Here is a 500-nt window from a genome sequence, read left to right as displayed (position 1 = left end):
TTATGGTACTCGCTCATTCGAAGACTACCTGCCCGAGCTGCGCGAAGCCTTTCCGCAGTTTGCGCTGGAGCACTTCCAAAGCAACCACGAGGGCGAGCTGCTGGATAAACTGCACGAAGTGGGCTTCAGCTACCACGGCATTGTGCTCAATGCCGGCGCCTATACGCACACCAGCATTGCCTTGGCCGATGCCGTGGCCGCCATTCATACGCCCGTGGTGGAGGTGCACCTGAGCAACCTGCACGCCCGCGAGGAGTTCCGGCAGAAAAGCCTGCTAGGGCGCCATTGCGTGGGCAGCATCAGCGGTTTTAAGCTGGATAGCTACAAGCTGGCCCTGCACTACTTTGATGGCCAGCGGCCCAAACGGGTGGGGTTTCGGGTATAATTAGGGCTAGTAACATAGGAAACCACACAGCAGCTTCGTTATGCCTCCGGAAATAGCCGAATAACAATGCGTATTTCCCTGTTTACCTAGCACTCCACTTCGCCAGGTTCCTACC

The 500-nt window shown here is 56.8% G+C and carries 1 protein-coding gene; it reads left to right on the top strand.

Translation table 11 applies throughout. The annotated features are described in order from the left end of the window. A partial coding sequence (locus tag ACU8YE_RS24485; RefSeq protein WP_446929985.1) for a type II 3-dehydroquinate dehydratase occupies positions 1-385 on the top strand: 385 nt, incomplete at its 5' end. Positions 386-500 lie beyond the last annotated feature (115 nt).

The organism is Ralstonia sp. VS2407 (genome assembly GCF_052950655.1).
The sequence above is the reverse complement of the archived record's forward strand: the minus strand, read 5'-3'. Positions and strand labels throughout refer to the sequence as shown.